We start from the raw sequence: 15,391 nt of genomic DNA on the forward strand, positions 1-15,391 counted from the left end.
TACTGTGTTTTTATACAGTATTATTTACATGTGCGAAGATTTCAAGAGACAGATGCGAGGAAAAAGCTACCTTTATGATTCAAGTGTAAAAAAGAGAGGGATGCCTCCAATAACAAACCACCCCAATGACACCCCTCCCTCTCGTAGTGTAACGACGACACTGACGTTACGCCAAATGTGGTTAAGCTTTTTGCGCATGCGCAAATTTGGTTCCCTATGTCGTCATGATAGAACCAACTGGGATCTGCCCCCTTACTCTGTCTTCGATAATGAATTTGGCTAACTTAATGTTCAGGCTAACCATATTAGCTTTAAGACTTTTCAACATGCCTGTATGGCTCCTGACAAGATATGGCTCAAGCATTCCTTTATAACCTCCTGATGTAATGACAGTTAGCTGTGCAAGAGGATTAATCAGAGAGGGTATGCCTAATTTGATATCACGTTCAACAGCTGCAACGTAGACCGGTGATCCAGAAACAACGTAATTATCGCCGGGATGTGTTTTCATGAGCTGGGCTATCGAACTGGACCGACGCACCCGTTGATTTGCTTCAGCCAGGATTTCCCACCAGGAAGAAGGTGCAAAAGGCAATTGGTTAAAGGTCGCTTCATACGGAATTGCCTTTTCGGAACTATGAAGTAAACCCATACCAGCTGATATAACCCATAGGTCCAGGTTAGTTGTCGTTTTTAGAATTTCTTTAGCGCATGACCAGTGTGACCCTCGATAGAGGTCAATAACAGATATTGCGCCTTCAGGGGAGTAATTTCTAAGTTTTTTCAGCCATGCCTCAATGAGTAATTCCGGCGTTGAATTCGGCACAATCTCCAGTACCGGTGAGGTAGATGTGAAATGGTTCTTTCCTTTTGCGCAAGAAGTCAATAAATGAGTCCGGGGTTGGATGTGCAAGATTAGTACCTTAATATTCTAACCGGATATCGGGGTAAGTCCCCAATACTCGTAGCTTCAATGTTCTGCGTTGCTTAAGACGTTCGCCACGTCCATCACTGCTGGGCGGCCCTACGTAAAGATGCAGCAGAAAACAAGCAAAGGGCTAATCCATAAACAGATGCTAGGGCAATAATTAGATATTGCGCAGACATGGCGGGGATATTCTGCATGATCGCGCTTCCTGCCATAAACATTACCCCCAGACACATAGCAGTAGCAGCGCTTAACTTAAAATCTGACTCACTGTGTTTACGGATCGCATTTTTGAAAAAGCGAATTGACTGTATCCATAAACAGATAGCAGTAATGAAACTCATCCAAAGTAAAGGTGTGATGAATTCATAGATGGTGAAAGATTCACCTGCCCTGCTAAGCAGGAGGTAAAAAAAGAAAATTAACAAAATAACGCCAATAAATTCTGCTTTAAAACCGCTATTAAAGAATTTACTTACAGACTTCAACATAACGTTCTTCCTCAATTTTTATTAATGCTCTTGACTTGATATTAATATGTATCATGATAGTAACACTTATCTGTTATCTTTACAGGAGAAAAATGAATTACGCGCTAACGGTACTGCCACTGATAATGCTAAGCATTCCCGTGGGAGCAATGGCTGATATCACAGGTAAAATTGTCCGAGTGCTGGATGGTGACACTGTTGAAATACTGACTGAAAATGGATCAGCTCGCGTCAGGCTTAACGGTATCGATGCTCCTGAAAAGGCACAACCGTTTGGACAGCGGTCTAAACAAGCTCTGACGGAAATGGTGGCAGGGCATAAAGTGCTTGCGGTTGGAGACAAGCGAGACATGTATGGGCGAATACTTGCAACCGTAATGCTCGATGGCCGTGATGTGAATCAGATGCAGGTAAAAGCTGGATTGGCTTGGGTGTACCGATACAAAGGTAATGCGACCGTACCGGGTTATCTGCGGGACGAGCAGGAAGCAAGGATTGAAAAGAGGGGGTTATGGGCAGAAAAACAACCGGTTGAGCCATCCATATGGCGAAAACAATATAAATTGCCTTGATTCGAAATAAGAGACTAACAAAGGGTATTTTGCAGAGAAATGATTAAACAGGAGTTCTTATTATGGATTTTGTATCGATTCTTTTTGCCACCCTGGCGGTATTCTCTACTATGGTTGCTTTGCTAACCACGGGCATTTGCAGCGTTCTGGCCTTGTTATTAGGATGCTTTTCAAGCGGCGTATTGTTGTTTTACTGATTAGACGTAGTGAAATAAGACTACTTTTAGCCGGGCTTTCGCCCGGCAAAAGTGACTCAGCTTTCAAACACTGTGTCTGAGGTCCCGCTAACTGTGCTGGAACCTGATTCAACAGCATTCATGGCTGCATCAAACTGCTGCTTAGGAACCAGAACAATCGGAGCCTGGTTCACGGTGGCCCGCACATGTGTATAACCCGCAATCTGGTCACTGGTTACACGAATATCGCTGTTCTTTTTCTGAGCAGCGCTGTTGATAATGGAAGCGATCGCATCCGGGGGGATTTGTGCATCGATCATATCATGCAACCTGGCGGTGTTAACGCTATACAAATTGTTCTGTATGAAATCGCCTGCAACTTCTTTAAAGCCCATAACTACCTCCTGAGGGATTGACTGAAGAACTATCATTAACCGAGCGTTCCCAGCATCTGACAGGTGATGCACTATATGTAGGGTTTGTTGTTCGGCATATTGCTATATATAGCGTATCTGGCGTCGTATGCAACCACATTTTCAAAGAGCGTTATCTGAAATTGTCACATTGTTAGATAGGTTTGTTCATGTAGGGAGCTATCAAAAGAGCTTGGTAGTACGTTGTTACTGATGATCTTACCTGATACTAAGTAGTATCTTTTTGTTCAGTAACTTACGAGGTACTTAGTAGCGCAACATGGTTCTTCTTCTATTTGTACTTACGGAAGTATTTGCCTGGTTTGAAAACCTGTCGTATATTTACCTTAATTCTACTTTGTCACTTACTCAGGTACTGGATATGTCACCGGCACAAGCTAAAGAACTTCAACATAAGCGCTATGATCAAGTAGCAGCTGAAGTAGTTCGCGGTAATGCAGGCTATGTACCGGCGGTGAAAAGTTCCCTCAGTAAATCTGCTAGCGATAAGTTTGCCCATCAAATCGACTTGGTTTGATCCCCTAATCTGAGGCAAAATAAACCATCATTCATTGATGGTTTTTTTATGCCCAAACATCAGGAAGTTATCCCGCCATACGAGCAGATGTATCTGCTTAATCGGAAACTCATTCAGGATGCTGATCAGTTCACCGCCCCGCTTATCGCGGTGGGAGGGCAGGCAGTGCAATACTGGGTATCCTACTATTATCGTCTCTATCCTGTGCTGCCCGACGCCCGTCTGGTCACGTCAGTAGACTGTGACTACAGCGCCAGAAAGGAAGATATAGTTGCGATTGCTCGTACCCTTAACGTCGAAACCTTCCTGAATAAAGAAGGACAGCCCCCACAGCTTGCCCAGTTTGCTTTGCTTGATAAAGATACTCACCAGATCATGCAGAGTGATAACCGGGTTTTTGCAGACCCCGATAAACCAGATGTTGCCAATATTGTTGATATCATCGACTGCCCTGGGGGATTTAATACCAAAGAACTTTTCGAGAACAAATTGCATATTCTCACGACTCCCTTTTATGTAGAGGCGAGCGAACCGGGTATGCCTGAGATGCACGAAAAGATCAGGGTGCTGAATCCTATCGCCTGCATGCGCTCTCGCTTCAATAACCTCAAAATACTGCGTCGTGACCCGGCAATTGAAATCGCACGTATCAATGCGTTAAAAATCCCGTGTTATTTCTTCCTACTGGAACAGTTTGATGTTGAGCCTTACCGGACAGCCCGTGAGATTTTTATGACGCTCTACGAACTTGCCTGGAGTGAGGATACCCTGCGCCAGCAGGTATTTTGGGATGCGTGGCAGGGGCCACTGGGTGCGGCAGAGCAAAGCAAAAATATCACCCTTCCTGATATTCTTGAGCGGGTACATATCTACCTGGAGGCTCACTTTGATGACTTTGACCTCCCCGAGGCCTTTATTACAAAAGAATTGCCCGTCAAACTTAGGCGGCTGCGTGAGCGTTTTGACCGTTATGTTGTGATTAACCGCGTCGGTGCAGCAAGGGGGCGGCGGGGATGGGAGGTTAACCGGGTTTAAAACCCGGCAATGCAGTTCGGTAGCGGGTCTGAATTGAACCTGGCTATTCGCACCTTTGCGCATGCGCAAATATATTTAGTCTTACCGCCCCTTGTTAATCAGCCATATCAAAATACTGCATAACCCCAGAAATACCAGGAATGGAGGGTTTGCTACTAAAACAAGGAAAAGTATGTGAATTGTCGGGTGAGTTGGAGGCAATAAGTCTGTCAGTGAAGGATTAAGTTTAAGCACAGCGGCGCAGATTAAGAACAACATGCCCGATACTAAAAGATAACGATTTAACCATTGCATACAGTACCTTACCGTAAGTTGTTATTACAATATTTTAAGGGGTTTGAAGCCTCATATGCTTCAAGGAAGCTTATTCTGAAGTTGCCCCACGGGATAGGGACCGTTCAAAAGATACCGGGCCTGATCGGTATTAAAGCTGAAACTTACATCATGCTGCCCGGCAACATCGAACAAGAACAGCCGGGTATATACCTCTGTACTCTTGAATGACTTATGTCCCATAAGAGACTGCAATACTTTAGGGTGTATGCGATTAAACAAAATATGCATGGCAAAGCTGTGACGGAAGGTTTTCGGTACGATTGGAGATACACTAAACGTTACACCGTCACTTTCAGCGGTAATTAAAGCGCGATTAAGCCAACGAGAAACCGTATCAGCCGATACGGAAACCGACTCCGCTACCGGAGAAGAATTCCGGCCAGGCCAAAGCAGATCCGTTTTACGGATAGCAAAGGTCGCAATGAGGGATTGCATTCGTGCACGATAATCGGCATCCCACAGGGCGACTGAACGGACGGGGGGAGCATACTTCTCTGGGCGTCCACGGCCACGATTCCGTTGTTTAAGCGTCTTCAGCGTGACGTAAGGCATGGCCGCATCAAAAGCAAAATCTTGCGGCGTTAGTGCCAGGGCTTCATTTGGCCTGGCGCCGGTATTCCATAACGTTTCAAAAAAACAGCGTTCGCGCAGATCATGAATATAACTGAACAGGAGAGCAACCTCCGGGGCCAGCAGGTAAGCCGGTGCATCGGAAGAAGAAACGGCAAGCTGACGCATGGCAAATACCCGCGACCAGTCGATTTCAGATACCGGCATCAGCATTGGGCTTGGAAAGGGCGAACGTTCTGACGGTTCGTTGGCTGATACGATCTTACTTTCTTCATTGCTCATTGTGTCGTTCCTTGTTAGCAGCTGGAGCAGTTGCCTCAATCTGCGGTATCTAAAATTGTACGATTTCCGGTCTGTCACCGGAACTGAAATAAATACCCAGGAGCATCGCCGCATTTGCGGAAGTTTACGCGATATTTATCATTTTACCGTAAACATTTATCCTGAGCTGGAAGCTAAACGGCCAAACAGATCGTCTATATGGTGTCCTATCACCTGCAAATCCTACTACATATCCACAAAATCCTCCGCTGCGGGTTATGCGGATCTTTAACCGTTTTACCGCAACCAGCGAAATGTGTAAGCGAAGATTGCGTGTAACAGTTATCTGATATAATATTCATGATACGAATATATATCAAGGGTAATGCTATGAACTCAGCTGAACGCAGGGTAGACATTTATGGTTAGTCAAGCTGGAAAGAATGTCAGAGACGATATGATCGTATTATCAGATTGGAGCCAGGCCATTAGCGTCTACGATAGTCTAAATCTAGATGATATTGTGAGTGTCTATTTGCGCTTTGGGATTAAAGGAAGATTAAATGGGTTTCCCATTATAAACATATGGCAACAAGTGTCGCATGAGCACGATGTATATCATGCGATGGCCTATCTCCTAGAAAGGGCTTTAAATGAAGTTTCACTTAGCAATAGGATTTCTGAAGCCTGTGGGATTTATCATGTTGATTTGAAATTACCTGACGTAAAGGAAAATGATTTTATTAAAGGTTCAAAGCTTCATTCTTCGGCTATACATCTAATTCGGCTGACTCAAAAAACAAGAGAATACCATAAGGATGAGAAGTCGCCAGTCAGGCTGAGTGGTTATAGCCTTGTTGAAAATGATGCTGTCAGGCGTATAAAAGTAATATCAGAGTTCTATCGAGTCCCTGAAAAATACTCTTTGATGTTTTATATTTCTAGTCTTATATTTTTTTCTAATTTTACATATTTGTTTTTTCCTGCACACTATCAGAACTTTGAATTTTATTTTATGATTTTCTTATTTGTAACAGGCATGTGGGGGCTTGCACGTAGCAGTAGAAAATCTGAACGTGAAATAAAAATATCAAAGATTCATGTGATGTATCTTAATGAAAACGCTATTCTTCAGACTCATCTGTCAAGGATTTATGAGCTTCATGACGATGTAAGCCTTGAGGACCTTAATCTTGCATTAAAGCTTCTCGACAAAAATGGAAGAGTGGATGGGGCAAGATATAATTAATACTGACGCGACTTCGTCTTGTCCAACTCCTGAATTATCAGATAAAACATATCTGACAACTCAGGAGTTTCTGGATATCACCGTACAAAATGTTGATTCGGGCAGTCCGGGCATAACCCGCTTTTGCGCATGCACAAACAACCATATGACTGTTGGCATGTAACGGTTATGCGTTACAATGAGCCGTCAATTAGAGATTACAGGTAATACGATGATGAACCAGTACGAGAACATTGCGGTCGCTCCCCGTTCCGTCGAAGCCGAACAAGCTGTCCTAGGCGGTTTAATGCTTGTTAACGATGAATGGGATAATGTGGCCGAGATCCTCTCTGAAGCTGATTTTTCCGAGGGCGTTCATCGTGTTATTTATCGTGAAATGGCATTGCTGATTAAACGCAACAGCCCCATTGATTTAATCACGCTGACTGACTCCCTCAGAGGACGTGGGTTAGAAGTATCATGCGGCGGGTTTGCTTATATCGCTGAGTTATCAAAGAATACACCCAGCGCCGCAAACATTCATGCCTACGCCGAGCTGGTTCGAGAGACGGCTATAAAGCGTGAGATCCTTGCCGTGATGAATGAAGTCACTGCGGAAACGACCCAGCCAAGGGGGCGGTCGTCAAAGGAACTTCTCGACCTTGCGGAGCGGAAGGTTATGGGAATATCAGAAGTCAGAGCTAATTCTCAGTCAGGACCATCCCGCATCGATGACATTCTGGGTAGTACGCTTGATCGTCTCGAACACCTGTTTGAAACCCCCCATGATGGTGTGACCGGTTTAGATACAGGTTATACCGATCTTAACAAAAAGACAGCAGGCCTACAGAACTCCGACCTGATTGTTATTGCTGCCCGGCCATCAATGGGTAAAACAACATTTGCTATGAATATCTGTGAAAATGTTGCTAATAATCAGGATAAACCTGTGCTTATATTTAGCCTTGAAATGCCAAAAGATCAGCTAATGATGCGTGTTCTAGCCTCTTTAGGACGGGTGGATCAGACACGTATCCGTACAGGAATGCTAGATGATGATGACTGGCAACGTATCTCTGGAACGTCTTCAGTATTGCTGGAACGTAACAACATCTTTATCGATGACACCAGTGGACTTACCCCAACAGAGCTTCGCAGCCGTGCCAGACGACTGCACAGAGAGTGTGGCGGACTTAGCCTGATAATGGTCGATTATTTGCAGCTGATGCGAGTACCGGAGCTGGACGCAAACCGGACGCTGGAGATAGCGGAAATCAGCCGTTCGCTTAAAAGCTTAGCTAAAGAGCTGCAAATCCCTATTATTGCGCTATCTCAGCTGAATCGTTCTCTGGAATCACGCTCTGATAAGAGGCCGCTGAATTCAGATTTACGTGAGTCTGGATCGATAGAGCAGGACGCAGATTTAATTCTATTCATTTATCGTGATGAGGTTTATAACGAGCGCAGTGAAGATAAAGGTATTGCGGAAATAATCATTGGCAAGCAAAGAAATGGGCCTATTGGAACCGTGCGTCTTACATTTAATGGTAAATGGTCACGCTTTGACAATTATGCCGGTCCTCAAATTGATAATTAATAAAGGAAACCAATGCAGAAACAAGACTGGCTTTTAAAACTAAGAAAAGTTTCAGAAATTACTACGCTTGAGAAAATTATCCAGCGTAAAGAAGATACTCTCAGGGCTGAAGAACTGGTGGTATTTTACTCTGCTTCTGATCATCGGTTAGCAGAAATCATTGCTGGAAAATTCTTCGATAAAGTACCGTCGCACATGTGGCGATATGTACGATAGTTACAGCACGCAATTATTAACCCTCCTATGATTATAGATACGCTAATGATGTCGATGCGCTGCGAAAACCTAGTATAACCAATGTTTTTTATGAGTTTGCCACCTGTGTTCCTGCCTCATATTGTTTAAGAAAGCAGCTGTTATTAATATTTTTGCATGTAACACTTTACTGTTACATGCCTTTGATATATATTTATATCAAAGGGTGGATTAAAGGTTTTTCAGTTTCTGCCGAAAATTAACAACTGGATAAAAATGAAAAGGAACAAAAATGAAAAAATTATTGCTTCTGGGTGTTTTAGTTATTTCGGGCTGCGCAAGCTTGGACGGGAATATGAAAACTGTGGATTGTAAAGCAAAGGTTAAAATCCATACCTTCGGGGGTCAACCCGCAGAACCTGTACATGTGAATGCTATGCGTTCAGATCGCTTTGGCCGCGAGTTTGTGCGCGTACAAAACCGCCCAGGACATGCGATTTTTTATGGGCGCTGGCAGCCGAAAGAAACTTTTTACGACTACGCCTGTAAGTCCTGATTTAGCAGGGTATGCCATTGAAGATAAGTCCGGCTTTCGCCGGACTTTTTTTATCCACTATTCGTAGTAAGCGTTTTTCTGTCTCCTATCGTATAGTGATACTGGTTATTAATCCCACTTGAAAGGAGAGTTTATGCATACAGACCCTGTGATGTTCTGGCAATCAGTTCTGGTCCTGGCAGCACTAGCAATAAGTACGGTTTACTATCTCATGACTAAAGGAAAGAATAATTAATCGTTACATGTAACGATTAATTTATTTGTTAAATGCCTGTTGATTCGACCAACGGGCATTTTTCCGAATTCATACTCAACAATAAGCGAAATATTTCCTGCACAGTGCCTCCGTTCTATCCTTCTATCGCTGACAATTATCGACTGGTATTTTTTCTTTAGAAGGGCGGGAATATCGGTTCCTACACCTATCATCCAATATCCCTCTCCAAATGCTGAAAATGCTTTGTACTCATCAGATTTATCAACTGAATGATAATGACGATAAATTATCTCTCCAAACTGCCGAGAGGCCTCACGAATCATTGTTGAAAGGGAATGATGCCAGGCATCTATATACACGTAATGTATATAGCATGATGGTGTGAGTGCGAAGGGACGATCAGTGTTCAACATTGCTGCATCCTGATTGTCGGCCCCAATGGGGCCGTCAGTGAGGTTATGCGGTGACAGATGGTTCACCGTCCTTAGACTGGCCGCTTTGCATTTCCTTTATGGAGTTGGCCGCTTCATGGAGTATTTCTTTCATGTGTTCTTCAGTAGTACCCGGCTGAAAGATGCAGCACCCGATGCCAGCAGCTGAGAGATAATTGAGTTTCATATCATCGCCAGTTGCCGGGAAATCGACCGCGAGCAGTGGGGTACGTTTTGAGTCGAGTACCAGCCATGAAATCTGTTGTTGGCGCATGGCTTTGTGAAAGTGAGCTTTTTTATTCATGTCAGGAGAGAACAGCAGATCATCCAGAGTGACATTACTTTTGAGAAGATGTGGCTCAGGAAATACAGACCTGATGGCTGCATACATTTCCTGGTCTTCCTTGCCCATCACTGGTTTCAAATTTAACTCTCCAGGGTGACGCAACTTTTTGCGGGGGCGATAAATTTGCACATACCAAAAAAGAGCGGCCATTACCGCAAAACCGATGTAGTTAATTTGTTCGTCAGTCATCATTGTCCCTTACAGAAATTAGGATTGTCTTTGAGTAAAAGTGATTTTGTTTGTGTCATCCCCAGCGCATGACCGCTACTTAGGCGCTCATACAATATTGAGAATCCTTCTTGTCGGGAAATTCGCTTCAGGTCTGATACCGTGGCCGAACGACCGCACCATTGCGTGAAGGATTGGTCAGCCTGTACTAGTGCTGCCAGGCGTGAATGATCCGTACCGCTTATTCGCTGCATGTACTTAATTTTTTCTGACTCTTGCATATCATTGGCAGGCATTGAAATAGCCTGCGAGATGAATGGAGCAAGTAACAGAAACGGGATTAAGGTATGTCTTAACATAATTCACCATGATATAAATATGTATCATATAGTATCAAAAAAAATGCAGAATTAACTGCATTTTGCGCATGCGCAAAACCATTAATGCCGATTCTGGTAATGTGTACCTGTGTTATCAGTACCGCGTATTTGCCTTGAGTAGAAATTATCGAGATTGTTTACTGATTTTCTCGGATCAAAGTCAGGCACATTATTCCAGTCTACGGAATGCTCAGGGTCAATCATATCGAAATCACTGTGCTTTTTTTCGGCACTGGCTTCAGTAATTTCCCGCCGAAATTCGCGCCAGATATGCTTCATATCATCGATAAAATTCATTAACCAATTTTTCATTGCGGCCTCCCGTACACAATGGTGTCTTATTCAGATTGTAGTTCCTCATTACTAATACTTCCCTATACTTCGTATATCACTTAACTGTTACAGAGTCAATGCCATCCTTGGCAAAGAAGCCAGTTAACGCGGTATATTTTTGTTATTTAACCCGTTTTTTATTTGAACAGGAATGCCTGATTCACTTTGACCACCGGCAACAGGAGGATGTGAGCCGCTTGAGTCGGAACTTTCGGTTGTTCGGTCATGAGACTCACTAACCTGAGTATTTCCATTTCGACTGCTTCCTGAAAGTTCAGGCTGGAAAGGTACAGGAGCTTGTTGTGGAGCCTGATTCGGTGATGCTTCTGTGGCTTGAACAGGCTGTGCAATATTTTCGGATTCCAGCTGCGTGCTTGCTGACTGTTCAGGTTGGGAAAGTACAGGAGCTTGTTCTGGGGTCTGCTTCGGTGATGCTTCTGTGGCTTGAACAGGTTGTGCAATATTTTCGGATTCCAATTGTTTACGAGCTGCATATTCCTGTGGGCTGCTCATACCACTGCGAGTAAATCCATTCTCTGCTTTATCAGCTGTGGGCTGTGAAGTTTGAGGCGTCGAGATATCACTTACGATAGAACTCGTTGAACGGGCTTGAGCGGTTTCCTCAGCGGTTTTAAGTAATGGTTTATAGAATGCTTCGGACTGTATAGCAACGTTCTGATTAATGAAGCTTTCTCTTGCACTACCGCTCAGGTGGTATTCATCAGCCTGTGCAGTCGCACTATCACGGAACTGCTGTATTTTATGCCCGGCAGCAGCTGCAATCTGATCGGTTGTAGTTGAGTGCCCGTTGATGCTGTTCATGTTCACGCCTGCGCTCAGATTAACACCAAGTGCATTGCCAACCTCACGAAGGAAGCCTGATTTCCCAATACTTGCTCCGCCATCAATAGCCTGTTGAGTGCGGCCGTCACCAGATTGTGAAATAAATGGAGACAGGCTTTTTGCCACTTCTGCACCTAGCAGACGAGAAGATGACCCTGCATTTGTGCGCTCAGCTGAAGCAATAAATTTCTCAATAGCCGGTGCTTTTTGCAGATTTTGTTGCGCAGAAGGAGCTGAACCAAAGGTCTGTTCGGTATTACTGGTAAAGCTGTCATCGCTGACTGTGCTGTTACCGGTCTTCACTGTTGCTGTAGCTGCGGTTTCGCCTTCAGGCGTATCGCGCATTGACATATGAACAGTACCAACGCCGTTCTCAGGTATAGCATCAGCCTGCGTCTGGTTGATAAGGCCACTTTCCTGAAGGTTGCTGGCATCGCTTTGGTTAATCGCGAGTGTAGTGTTGGCTCCTGCCAGTGCATCAGCAGCCTGTTTATCACCTTTGAGCGCATCACTAAGAGAGTCGAATTTGTCCTGGCCGGACAGGGCCTGCTGCATTTCCGTTTCGCCATGTCGTTTAGCATATTCCGGCATTGTTTCACCGCGCTCAACGAAGGCTGCTTTTTCCCCCTGGATGATATTCGCGCCTTTAGACGTAGACCATGCTGAATTTTCCTGCATTTGCTTCGGACTGAAGCTATTACCCTCCAACTGACCCATCTGTTCGGCTGACCGTGCAGCAGAAAGGATTTCTCTTGACTGACTTTCGGTTGCTCCTGTCGCCTGGCTAATCTCACCAATATTTGTTTTCTGTTCACGCATATCGTGAAGATTTTGGGAGAGGTGTTCAGTCTGAGCTTCGCTTACACCACTTGCAATACCACCTTCAGCATCATAGGCATTGTGCAGAGCGTCAGCACGCCCCTGACGTTCGTCGCTCTCAGCAGCAGATGAATATTGGGTGCGTGAATGCATCCCACCTAACGTGCCGCCAGACGCTTGTAGCTGACCCTGCCCGGATGCATGTTCGCTAATCGCACTTGTGGCCGTTTTCTCCTGAGTGAAATCAGATACTGAATTGCCAGTAGCAATTGCCGCCTGGCGAGTACCGGCTGCATGTCCCAATTGAGTTTGACGCTCCGTGCTGTGCAACTTGCCTTGCTGGTCCGATAGGGTAGTAAGGTTGCTTCCACCATTATTAAGATTCGACTTCGCATCTGCGGTTTGCATCGTGTGGTTTACGCCGCTGCTGAGTTCAGACTGCTCAGCGACAGACATATTCGACGCGCTGGCCGCATTCTGAATTCCCTGAGTTTCCCCGATAGTGGATTGTGCTGATACCATCGAAGCTTCTGAAGCTGCACTGAAACCTCCACCGGCATCGCCATTTTCGAACCCGCGAGTTGTGCCAGATGCCCGCCCCCCGTCAACCGAACCAGTTCGTTGTGCGGCAATTCCTGGAGCGCCACCCAATGCGGAGATTTGCGTGAGTCCACTCTCGATAGCTGAGCTTTGATTGAAGGACGTTGCGCTACTCATACGCTCTATACCACCGATATCCGCTGCGGTTTGTAGAGTTGCATGGCCGCGATTCATTGCCTCAATCTGCGCCCCCTTACCTTCAGGCGTAAAGCTTTTGTCGCTGTTTTCTTCAGTAACACGATCAAGGCGACTCATGGCTTTCTGACCAAAGGCGCTAAGCCCGTATGCACTAACACCAAAAATTCCGGCTACCAGCATCGCGATCTGGAGGCCCGTTTCACGCGCTGATGCCATAACAGACATTGCTTTCATGGTCGATGATGGACCTAACTGTACGGCATCGATGCCAAGACCCATCGATTTAATATCATTCATGGCCGTAAGAATTTCATCGGTTCCCGCCTGTAGAAGCAGGGCATCTGCAATCTGCCAAGTGGTTATGAAAATCCATAAACCTAATAGCAAAGTGAGGGCTTTGGCCATTAAAGGAGTAAATACAAGCAGTAGTAAAAGTGGGGTGATAGAAAGAATAATTGCTATCACACCTGCCATGATAAAACTTAACCATTCCGGGTTGTTTATAGCATCTGCCATTCCACCATTAATCATGGCGCGGTTTGTCAGCATTGTTGTAGCCACATCAGGATTGTTCTGTAGCATCGCATCAGTGATGGCCTGCGATACCAGAATGTTGCTCATGGCCGTATTGAGGGAAAGGCTACTTGCGCCAAAAATTGTCTGAAGCCCATCTTCCATCCTGCCCTTGCAGTCTGCAAGTTGCGTAGCGTTACCGGCTATATATCCATTCTTGGTACAAATGTCGGCCAAACGCGTACCGTAGGCTGCTGGATTCCCTAAATCACTTTTGAGAGAAACATAGGCCTGATCGCAGGTAACAGTCGCTCCCTGCGGATTTGATGGGCTTACCCAGCTGGTATAAACAGCCTGATTACGAAGCGGGGCAAGTGCTGAAACGACATCAAGTACTGAAGAACCAGACTTAAGAGAGCGGGGATCGAAGCCTCGCGTCTCTGCCACAGGTGAGCACTGATTCCACATTGCTTTAACGTTCGCTGTCAGATAAGGATCGAACTGAGCACCGTTGCGGTTCAGGATGCCAAGAAGCATCTTGATTGGAGTCCCTTCACCGGTAAATCGAGTCGTCGTGGCAGTGTTGCGATTGCTCATATCAACAGCTGCCTGGTATACCTGATTTGTGATACCAGCTGTCAAAATGAGAAAGTCTGGTATTCCACTCACTGCTTGGTATTGGTTACGGGATTGGTCGTAAATATGGATCGTACCTTTTGGTTGTACCAGCCCAAAGAAAACGATAGTTCCAATCATTGTAAGGCCAAGCCAGCCCATCCCCATCTGTGCTTTGCCGGTTTCCAGAAATTCATAGCCTCCCTTCGCTGATTTGAGTAATAACGCGGAGAGCATCCCCATGACAACAAACGCAGTGACCATCGAAGCATACTGATGGTCATTGAACATGAGTTTGATACGAGTGAATGCATTAACAATGGTCGAGAAGCCCCCCATAATTACGTATTCTGCATCCATAGCCAGCGCTAATGGACTCACGGCCATCAACCCTGCGAGAAGGATAAAATGTCTTTTCATCAGCGTAATGCTCCTGCGGCACGATCACTTTGGTCCTGTCGCTCCTGTGTTTCAAACGTCCTGATGAATCCCTGATTTAATGTGTAGGATTGTAAGCGACTGTTATATGCCGCTTCTACTTTCGTACTGGCATCGCGGGATTGAGTGATCAGGTCATCAAATTTGGCTATTGCGGGTTTGAACAAATCCATACGGCAGGGTTTGGAACTGGCTGACGGGTCGGACAATGGCGTAGATACCATTTCGTTAACCTTATCGAATGTGTTTTCTGTATTGCGATAGAGGTCGGTGAAAATGAAATAGGTGTAGTAAAGTCCAACCAGCTCACTCAGCACATTTAACGTAACCGCATCCTGACCTGTAACAACAGCCTGCTTCAGAATGGAGTAAACGGGTATGTTGGTCTGGTTAATAAACGCCAGATTCTCAGAGGACAGCGGCTGATTGTTTTTGATCCGGGAAACAATACTTTCCATCTTCTGATAGACCACGGTACGAACAGGCTTTGAGCCTGAAGGCACACATTGCTGATCGACAGTCTTAACGGGGTCCGCTTGGAAAACGGAAATTATCCCACGCTAAGACTGTTTTTTGTACAAAGCGGTATCGACTGTACGTAATGAGCGGTATTTTCCGGATCCCAGCTTAAGATTATTACGCCAGACGTAATCT

At 45.2% G+C, this 15,391-nt stretch carries 18 protein-coding genes; 8 read left to right on the top strand and 10 right to left on the bottom strand.

From position 1 onward, the window contains the following. Positions 1-214: 214 nt before the first annotated feature. Positions 215-826, bottom strand: coding sequence for a hypothetical protein (locus tag AC6EMZ_RS22775; protein ID WP_498405104.1), 612 nt, complete (start codon positions 824-826; stop codon positions 215-217). A 182-nt stretch (positions 827-1,008) separates the two neighbouring features. Continuing rightward, on the bottom strand, positions 1,009-1,419 hold the full coding sequence (locus AC6EMZ_RS22780; RefSeq protein WP_498405105.1) for a hypothetical protein: 411 nt from the start codon (positions 1,417-1,419) through the stop codon (positions 1,009-1,011). A gap of 92 nt (positions 1,420-1,511) precedes the next feature. Between AC6EMZ_RS22780 and AC6EMZ_RS22785 the strand changes: the two genes are divergently transcribed. Further along, positions 1,512-1,991 (top strand): thermonuclease family protein, encoded by a 480-nt coding sequence (locus tag AC6EMZ_RS22785; RefSeq protein WP_498405107.1) that lies wholly within the window; start codon positions 1,512-1,514, stop codon positions 1,989-1,991. A gap of 62 nt (positions 1,992-2,053) precedes the next feature. Next, a complete protein-coding gene (locus AC6EMZ_RS22790; protein WP_498405108.1) occupies positions 2,054-2,188 on the top strand; it encodes a hypothetical protein in 135 nt (44 codons plus the stop codon). Positions 2,189-2,244: 56 nt separating this feature from the next. Here AC6EMZ_RS22790 and AC6EMZ_RS22795 read toward each other — a convergent pair whose 3' ends face one another. Next, positions 2,245-2,562: a hypothetical protein gene (locus AC6EMZ_RS22795; protein WP_498405109.1), complete on the bottom strand. Its 318-nt coding sequence runs from the start codon at positions 2,560-2,562 to the stop codon at positions 2,245-2,247. A 400-nt stretch (positions 2,563-2,962) separates the two neighbouring features. Between AC6EMZ_RS22795 and AC6EMZ_RS22800 the strand changes: the two genes are divergently transcribed. Together AC6EMZ_RS22800 and AC6EMZ_RS22805 are read left to right on the top strand one after the other, a co-directional pair. Continuing rightward, positions 2,963-3,118 carry a hypothetical protein gene (locus AC6EMZ_RS22800; RefSeq protein WP_498405110.1) on the top strand — a complete coding sequence of 52 codons (156 nt, stop codon included), beginning with the start codon at positions 2,963-2,965 and terminating at the stop codon, positions 3,116-3,118. 87 nt (positions 3,119-3,205) lie between these two features. Beyond that, a complete protein-coding gene (locus tag AC6EMZ_RS22805) occupies positions 3,206-4,153 on the top strand; it encodes a hypothetical protein (protein WP_498405123.1) in 948 nt (315 codons plus the stop codon). A gap of 354 nt (positions 4,154-4,507) precedes the next feature. Here AC6EMZ_RS22805 and AC6EMZ_RS22810 read toward each other — a convergent pair whose 3' ends face one another. Beyond that, positions 4,508-5,341 carry a tyrosine-type recombinase/integrase gene (locus tag AC6EMZ_RS22810; RefSeq protein WP_498405111.1) on the bottom strand — a complete coding sequence of 278 codons (834 nt, stop codon included), beginning with the start codon at positions 5,339-5,341 and terminating at the stop codon, positions 4,508-4,510. A gap of 400 nt (positions 5,342-5,741) precedes the next feature. Between AC6EMZ_RS22810 and AC6EMZ_RS22815 the strand changes: the two genes are divergently transcribed. From AC6EMZ_RS22815 to AC6EMZ_RS22830, 4 genes are all read left to right on the top strand, one after another. Continuing rightward, positions 5,742-6,569, top strand: coding sequence for a hypothetical protein (locus AC6EMZ_RS22815; protein ID WP_498405112.1), 828 nt, complete (start codon positions 5,742-5,744; stop codon positions 6,567-6,569). Positions 6,570-6,780: 211 nt separating this feature from the next. Then, a complete protein-coding gene (dnaB, locus tag AC6EMZ_RS22820) occupies positions 6,781-8,145 on the top strand; it encodes a replicative DNA helicase (RefSeq protein ID WP_498405113.1) in 1,365 nt (454 codons plus the stop codon). A gap of 12 nt (positions 8,146-8,157) precedes the next feature. Continuing rightward, positions 8,158-8,361, top strand: a complete 204-nt coding sequence (locus AC6EMZ_RS22825; RefSeq protein ID WP_498405114.1) for an Hha/YmoA family nucleoid-associated regulatory protein — start codon at positions 8,158-8,160, stop codon at positions 8,359-8,361. 271 nt (positions 8,362-8,632) lie between these two features. Next, positions 8,633-8,896, top strand: a complete 264-nt coding sequence (locus AC6EMZ_RS22830) for a hypothetical protein (RefSeq protein ID WP_498405115.1) — start codon at positions 8,633-8,635, stop codon at positions 8,894-8,896. A gap of 231 nt (positions 8,897-9,127) precedes the next feature. Here AC6EMZ_RS22830 and AC6EMZ_RS22835 read toward each other — a convergent pair whose 3' ends face one another. The 6 genes from AC6EMZ_RS22835 to AC6EMZ_RS22860 all read right to left on the bottom strand — a co-directional run bounded on the left by AC6EMZ_RS22835 (position 9,128) and on the right by AC6EMZ_RS22860 (position 15,240). Next, positions 9,128-9,526 (bottom strand): hypothetical protein, encoded by a 399-nt coding sequence (locus AC6EMZ_RS22835; RefSeq protein WP_498405116.1) that lies wholly within the window; start codon positions 9,524-9,526, stop codon positions 9,128-9,130. A 43-nt stretch (positions 9,527-9,569) separates the two neighbouring features. After that, positions 9,570-10,082, bottom strand: coding sequence for a DUF2726 domain-containing protein (locus AC6EMZ_RS22840; RefSeq protein WP_498405117.1), 513 nt, complete (start codon positions 10,080-10,082; stop codon positions 9,570-9,572). Next, complete coding sequence (locus AC6EMZ_RS22845; RefSeq protein WP_498405118.1) at positions 10,079-10,417, bottom strand: hypothetical protein; 339 nt, start codon at positions 10,415-10,417, stop codon at positions 10,079-10,081. Before AC6EMZ_RS22845 ends, AC6EMZ_RS22840 begins: the two co-directional genes overlap by 4 nt. Positions 10,418-10,498: 81 nt before the next feature. Beyond that, a complete protein-coding gene (locus AC6EMZ_RS22850) occupies positions 10,499-10,750 on the bottom strand; it encodes a hypothetical protein (RefSeq protein WP_498405119.1) in 252 nt (83 codons plus the stop codon). 123 nt (positions 10,751-10,873) lie between these two features. Beyond that, complete coding sequence (locus tag AC6EMZ_RS22855) at positions 10,874-14,719, bottom strand: conjugal transfer protein TraG N-terminal domain-containing protein (protein WP_498405120.1); 3,846 nt, start codon at positions 14,717-14,719, stop codon at positions 10,874-10,876. Further along, on the bottom strand, positions 14,719-15,240 hold the full coding sequence (locus tag AC6EMZ_RS22860) for a conjugal transfer protein TraH (protein WP_498405121.1): 522 nt from the start codon (positions 15,238-15,240) through the stop codon (positions 14,719-14,721). The genes AC6EMZ_RS22855 and AC6EMZ_RS22860 overlap by 1 nt, the downstream gene beginning before the upstream one ends. Between the last annotated feature and the right edge of the window lie 151 nt (positions 15,241-15,391).

The sequence above is a fragment of the Enterobacter sp. SCRI0065 genome (genome assembly GCF_059766475.1).